Annotated in this window: 2 protein-coding genes; both read left to right on the top strand. The window is 52.5% G+C overall.

The features are described 5' to 3' along the window. Positions 1 to 176: 176 nt before the first annotated feature. Positions 177 to 3,287: a PSD1 and planctomycete cytochrome C domain-containing protein gene (locus Q0294_RS23310; protein ID WP_299470272.1), complete on the top strand. Its 3,111-nt coding sequence runs from the start codon at positions 177 to 179 to the stop codon at positions 3,285 to 3,287. A 12-nt stretch (positions 3,288 to 3,299) separates the two neighbouring features. After that, positions 3,300 to 4,706, top strand: coding sequence for a DUF1501 domain-containing protein (locus tag Q0294_RS23315; protein ID WP_299470273.1), 1,407 nt, complete (start codon positions 3,300 to 3,302; stop codon positions 4,704 to 4,706). Positions 4,707 to 5,751 lie beyond the last annotated feature (1,045 nt).

Here is a 5,751-nt window from a genome sequence, read left to right on the forward strand (position 1 = left end):
ACCGATGCTTTAACACGTAAAATTCCGCACGAAGCCACTTTCGGGACACCCACTATCTACACTGTAAGGATAAAGTTTTCAGCAACTTGTCAGTATCGATCAATATTGTCACATTCGCAGTTTTCGCGAAGGGGCAGGTCTGCTGTGATGATTTATCGCGTTGGAGAATGAGTAAAATGAGACTCCGTTTGGCGCTTGCTGTTTGCCTCTGCTTGTTTGTAACCCATGTCTATGGCGATTCCCCAGTCGAATTCAATCGCGACGTGCGACCGATCCTGTCGGACAAGTGTTATGCCTGTCATGGTCCTGACGAAAAAACACGAGAAGCCGATCTGCGACTGGATGACCGCCAGGCGGCTCTGGCAGATCTGGGGGGACATCGTGCGATTGTGGAAGGCAAAGCACAAGACAGTGAACTGATGCGGCGGATTACGGCCAGTGATGAGAGTGAACTGATGCCGCCCGCAGATCACGGCAAGCCACTCACAAAAACCGAGATTGAGTTACTGCGAAAATGGATCAATCAGGGCGCGAAGTACCAGCAGCACTGGTCGCTGACTCCCCTGGCACGTCCCGCTGTTCCGGAGAAAGCCGCTGAGAATACGGTGAATCCCATTGATGCCTTTATTCAGCGGAAACTGAAACAGGAAGGCCTCGCGCCAAGTCCGACTGCGGATCCACGGACGTTGGTACGCCGTCTGTCGTTTGATCTGACCGGTTTGCCTCCGGAACCAGCGGTGGTCGCCGCGTTTTCAGCAGATCCGAGCCAGGAAGCCTATCAGCGACTGGTCGATCAGTTTTTGAGTTCTCCTCATTACGGCGAACGGATGGCGCTCTACTGGCTGGATCTCGTGCGGTATGCGGACACGCTGGGCTATCACGGAGATCAGGTCCACAGCGTCTCGCCTTATCGTGACTACGTGATCAACGCCTTCAACAGCAATAAGCCGTTCGATGAATTTACGACCGAGCAACTGGCCGGTGATCTGCTGCCTGATGCGAGTCTCTGGCAAAAAGTGGCTTCCACGTATAACCGCTTGAACCGCGCTTCGGCAGAAGGGGGCGTTCAGCCCAAGGAGTATCTGGCGAAATACTCCGCTGACCGGGTGCGTACCACGGGGGCTGTCTGGCTGGGTTCGACTCTCGGTTGTGCGGAGTGTCATGACCATAAATTTGACCCGTTTACCACGAAAGACTTTTATCGCTTTGCGGCCTTTTTTGCAGATATCAAAGAGCAGGGGATCGTGAGTGGTGCGAACCATGTCGCACAGCTTCCCGTGCCGACTGAAGAACAGGCGCGGCGGATGCAGGAGCTGGATGTCGCGTTACAGCAGGCAGAAACAGAATTTGCCCGGACGACCCCTGAACTGCAGTCGGACCGAACGCGGTGGGAACAGGAGATCAAGGCCGGAACCGAACGCTGGACGGTCTGGAAGCCGCAGCAGGTCCGCTCGGAAGGGGGCGCGAACCTGAAAGTGCTGGAGGACGGCTCAGTGCTGGCGAGTGGAAAGAACCCCGCGCATGATGTGTATGTGCTTGATTTTAGTGACAGTCCGCTTCCGGGCGACAAGCCGTTCGCACTTCGTTTAGAACTGTTGCCCGATAAATCTCTGCCTCAACAGGGGCCGGGACGTGCCGGCAATGGGAATCTGGTGTTGAACGCGGTGGAAATGAAGGTCAATCAATCGCCGGTCAAATGGCAGAAAGCGAACGCCTCGCATTCTCAAGCAAGCCATTCTCCCGAATATGTGATTACGGGAGATAAACATGGCTGGGCGATTCTGCCGCAAATCGGAAGACGCCAGCAGCTGCTTCTGGCAGGAGAGGTGACCCAGCCGAAAAAAGAGCAGCCAAAAACCGAAGAGCCGGAAACAGAGGAGCCAGGAAAGGCAGAGACCGCGAAGAAACAGGAAGAAAAGAACACCTGTGAGATTCGCCTGGTTCAGAATTTTGTCAACGATCATAACCTGGGACGTTTTCGAATTTCGTTTTCGAACGACGTTGATATCAGCAAACCGGGGGTTTCTGCTTCCGAAGCACTTCTGGAACTCGTCAAGCTTCCCGCAGACAAACGTTCTGCCGAACAGCAGAAACAGATCGAAGCCGCGTTTCGGGAGGCGACTCCGCTACTAAGCAAAGAACGCGCTCAGCTTGCCCAGTTACGAACAGAGAAAGATCAGCTAGAAAAAAGCATTGTGACCACATTGGCAACGTCGGCGACGGAGCCGCGCACGATGCGAGTACTGCCACGCGGGAACTGGATGGACGATTCGGGAGATATTATCGAACCGGGGGTGCCTCACTTTCTGACTCAGATCGAAGTGCCGGCGAAGGCACGTCCGACGCGGCTGGATCTGGCACGTTGGCTGACTTCGCGGGATAACCCATTGGTCGCGCGCACGTTCGTGAATCGGTTGTGGATGCTGATGTTCGGTCAGGGGCTGGCTCGGTCGGTGGATGACCTTGGTTCCCAGGGAGAAATGCCCACGCATCCGGAACTACTCGACTGGCTGGCGGCTGAGTTTGTTGAAAGCGGCTGGGATGTCAAGCATCTGCTGCGGTTGATGGTGACGTCACACACGTATCAGCAATCATCGGCTTTGCCCGCAGCGCTCCGCGAGCGTGATCCTTATAACCGGCTCTATGCCCGGCAGTCGCGCTGGCGGCTGGAGGCGGAAATGGTTCGTGATAACGCCCTGTTTTTAAGCGGGTTGTTGAATCAGGAAATCGGGGGCGTGAGTGCGAAGCCGTACCAGCCGGCCGGATACTGGGCGCAGTTGAATTTTCCCAAACGAACGTATCAGCAGGATCATGGGCCGCAACAGTATCGCCGTGGATTGTACACACACTGGCAGCGGACGTTTCTGCATCCCAGTCTGCTGGCGTTTGATGCGCCGGCGCGTGAAGAATGTACGGCGCAGCGTTCGCGGTCGAATACGCCGCTGCAGTCGCTGGTTTTGCTGAACGATCCGACGTTTGTTGAATCGGCTCGCGTGCTGGCAACGCGTATTCTGCAAGAAAGTCAGCAGTCCGGGTTTGAAGAACGACTGAACTGGCTCACGCAGCACACATTAATGCGTGCGGCCCGTGACGATGAAAAAATACTGTTGAAGTCTCTGTATGATGCAGATTTGAAACTTTACCGTGAACAAAAAGCAGAAGCGGATCGGATTCTGTCCGTCGGACTGGCCAAACCGTCCGGCAACTTTGATCCCGCAGAGCTGGCGGCATGGATTAGCGTGACACGGGCGGTTCTGAATTTGCATGAAACGATTACACGATATTAAGGCGCTTTCGGTATGTCAGACTGTTATTCCTCTCGACGCAGTTTTCTACGTCAATCGGCACTGGGCATCGGACCGGCGGCGCTGCTGTCGCTACTGTCCCGCGATGCGAGTGCCAGCGATCTTGGACAAGGTTCCATTTCGAAGCCGCACTTTAAGCCGCGCGTCAAGCGGGTAATCCATCTCTGTATGGCGGGCGGGCCTTCGCACCTGGAAACGTTTGACGAAAAGCCGACCTTGCGCGAGATGCATGACAAACCGATGCCCGAGTCACTGACGAAAGGGCAGCAGGTGGCGCAACTGCAGGGGCGCGAACTCAAGTGTTTTGCGCCGCAATTCGACTTTGCCAGCTATGGCGAAAGCGGGCAGCGGATTTGTACTCAGTTTCCCCACATCGGTTCGGTGGCCGATGACTTATGCATTATTCGTTCGATGCATACCGACCAGATCAATCACGACCCCGCTCATACGTTGTTCAATACCGGATCTTCACAAGCGGGCCGCCCGAGTATGGGGTCCTGGTTGTTGTACGGGCTCGGGCAGGAATGTGATAATCTTCCCGGATATGTGGTGCTGACCAGTGTGGGTAAAGGGGGGCAGGCGCAGCCGATTGCCGCGCGTCAATGGCATAGTGGATTTCTGCCTTCGCGATTTCAGGGGGTACAGTTTCAGGCCACAGGTGCGCCGGTACTGTATTTGAATCGTCCAGATGGCGTATCGATGCAGCAGCAACGCCGACTGGTCGATACAGTGAATCAGCTGAATCGTGGCTTCGATGATCTGGTGCACGATCCGGAAATTGCGACGCGCATCGGCCAGTACGAAATGGCATTCCGCATGCAGACCAGTGTCCCCGGATTAATGGATATGAAAAATGAATCCAAAGAGACGCTGCAAGCCTATGGCACCGCAGGCGGAGATGGTACCTACGCGTCAAATTGTCTATTGGCGCGAAGACTGCTGGAGCAAGGCGTCCGCTTCGTGCAGCTCTATCACCGCGCGTGGGATCACCATGGCAATATCAAAGGGTCGATCGAAATTACGGCCAAGGAAGTTGATCAGGCAACGGCGGCACTGATAACCGACCTTAAGCAACGCGGCTTGTATGATGACACGCTGCTTGTCTTCGGCGGCGAATTTGGCAGAACACCAATGGCGCAGGGGACCGGGCGCGACCATCATATTAAAGGTTTTTCACTGGTCCTTGGCGGGGGTGCAGTTCAGCGGGGAAAGAGTTACGGGACGACTGATGAGTTCGGATACGCTGCCGCAGAAAACCCCGTCCATGTCCGTGACTTTCACGCCACATTGCTTTATCTGTTCGGCATTGATCATAGGCGGTTCAGTTATAGATTTCAGGGACTCGATTTCCGGTTAACGGGTGTTGAAGAAGCACACGTCATTAAGGAGATCATTGCCTGACCAGCGATTTCAGACATTCAGACAGAAAACTTGATTTACTCGGTGTGACCGTTTGCTTTAAGTGGAAACGACGGTCGGCCGAGAATTGAACTCGCTAACGGCGAACAAAATCAAACTTTCAAAGAACTTATCGTGCGGTTGAATAAATTGACCATACGGGGATCAGTGGAGGGAACAAAAAAGGCCCTCGTCGGAGTGACGAAGGCCTTGAATTTTTAAGTCATGGACTTGAAAAAGTACACCCGGAGGGAGTGCAAAAAACAACAAAAACCCCTTAAATATAGAGTCTTTGTTAGAGCTGTGGCAGCATGGTGGCAAACCTGATCCAAAACAGCTTGAGATCATAAAGGATCAACTTCTAACTCTACTCAATGAACTCGATACAGAACAGTCATAATGTGAGATCACAAATCCGATGGATGAATTCCTAGAGTACCTCATCTTCGAGTCTATCGAAGACGAAGAGATGCCCCTTAGTGTTCTACACTGCCCCAATTGTGACTCTGCGTTGCGATGGATAGATTAGCATGAACAGAGGCTTTGCTGCTGGGAATTTTCGGGCATCTTTATCCCAGATGAATATAAATCTCGGAGAGTTCTCCAGAATCCTGAAAAACACTGAGTTTATAGCCCTTTAGAAACCTTGGTGCTCAAATAGTGCTCAACTATGTCATACAACTGGATCTTCTACGAGTCATTCTTTGCTCAAGGCCGTATCGAGAAATCGAGCGGCCTTTTTCGTAGAACATCTTAAAGCACCTAAGCTGACAGCACTGAATACAGATATTTCTGGAAGTCTATAAACGTGCTGGTGATTGCATCAGTTCCGCCAAGTATCTCGATGGCATCACTAATCGCGTCGCCAAAATAACTGTAGGTAAGTGCGATTTCCTGATCTATTTTGGTTGATTTTAGATATGTACAGGTTTACGATAAAAATGCACGAACCTCAATGTACATAAGTGCTTTTTAAAAATCGAAAAATTAAAATCAAATAAAAGGTCACTTTATGTCATCGCAATACTTCATTAAACGAAAAGAGACC

Source organism: uncultured Gimesia sp., assembly GCF_937919775.1.
Classification (GTDB): Bacteria; Planctomycetota; Planctomycetia; order Planctomycetales; family Planctomycetaceae; genus Gimesia.

Coding starts and splice junctions, on each gene's coding strand:
- Q0294_RS23310 (WP_299470272.1), top strand. CDS start 177: ATGAGACTCCGTTTGGCGCTTGCTGTTTGCCTCTGCTTGTTTGTAACC.
- Q0294_RS23315 (WP_299470273.1), top strand. CDS start 3,300: ATGTCAGACTGTTATTCCTCTCGACGCAGTTTTCTACGTCAATCGGCA.